This window comes from Lentzea sp. NPDC004789 (assembly GCF_053601075.1).
This window is the reverse complement of sequence record NZ_JBSGBE010000057.1, coordinates 1-1,355: the sequence shown is the minus strand read 5'-3', so window position 1 is coordinate 1,355 and position 1,355 is coordinate 1. Positions and strand designations below refer to the sequence as shown.

The 1,355-nt window shown below is 67.3% G+C and carries 1 protein-coding gene; it reads left to right on the top strand.

Annotation, left to right across the window (positions count from 1 at the left end; all coding sequences use genetic code 11):
• Positions 1-1,355 (top strand): SdrD B-like domain-containing protein (locus ACWEIJ_RS46015; protein WP_449843623.1); only part of this gene is annotated, 1,355 nt, incomplete at both ends.

Sequence of the window (1,355 nt, the reverse complement as noted above, 5' to 3'; positions counted from 1 at the left end):
GGCCTGCCGGACGGCAGCTACACGGTGTGCTTCGACGTCAAGAACCTGCCGGCGGCGGTGAAGGACTACGTGCCGACGACGCCGAACGCCGGTGGCGATGACGCGAAGGACTCCGACGCCGACGTGGCGACCGGGTGCACGCCGCCGACCAAGCTCGACGTGGACAAGCCGGAGGACCCGACGCTGGACCTGGGTCTGATCGCACCGGTCAACCGTCTCGGTGACTACGTGTGGATCGACGTGAACAAGGACGGTCTGCAGGACGCCACCGATGTTCCGGTGCAGGGCGTGAAGGTCACGCTGTCCACCGGCGCGACCACGACCACGGACGCGCAGGGCAAGTACCTGTTCGACAACCTGCCCGACGGCACCTACAAGGTGTGCTTCGACATCGCCAACCTGCCGGCCGCGGTGAAGGACTACCTGGTCACCAAGCCGAACGCCGGCGCCGACGACGCGAAGGACTCCGACGCCGACCCGGCCACCGGGTGCACGCCGGACACGACGCTGGGCGTGGGCAAGCGGGTGGACCTGACCCTGGACATGGGTCTCGTATCACCGCCGAACAAGCTCGGCGACACGGTGTGGCGTGACGACAACAAGAACGGCATCCAGGACAACGGCGAACCCGGTGTCCCGGACGTGCCGGTGAAGCTGTCCACCGGTCAGACCACGAAGACCGACGCGAACGGCAAGTACCTGTTCACCGACCTGCCGGATGGCAAGTACACGGTGTGCTTCGGCCCGATGCCGGACGCGGTGAAGGACTTCCAGTTCACCACGCCCAACGCCGGTGGCGATGACGCGAAGGACTCCGACGCCGATCCGGCGAGCGGCTGCACCCCCGAGGTGGAGCTGGGCCTGGGTAAGCGGGAGAACCTGACCGTGGACGCCGGTATCCACGCACCGGTCAACCGCCTGGGTGACTACGTGTGGATCGACGTGAACAAGGACGGTCTGCAGGACGCCACCGACATCCCCGTCGAAGGCGTCACGGTCAAGCTCAGCACGGGTGCGACGACGAAGACCGACGCGCAGGGCAAGTACCTGTTCAGCGATCTCCCGGACGGTGAGTACTCGGTGTGCTTCGACATCGCGAACCTGCCGGCCGCGGTGAAGGACTACACCCTCACCAAGGCCAACGCCGGCGACGATGGCAAGGACTCCGACGCCGATCCCGCGACCGGCTGCACGCCGACGACGAAGCTGGGTGTCGGCCGGCGTGAGGACCTGACGCTGGACGCGGGTCTGGTCGCACCGCCGAACCGTCTCGGTGACTTCGTGTGGTCCGACACCAACCGCAACGGCGTGCAGGATCCGGGCGAGCCCGGTGTGCCCGGTGTGCCGGTCAAGCT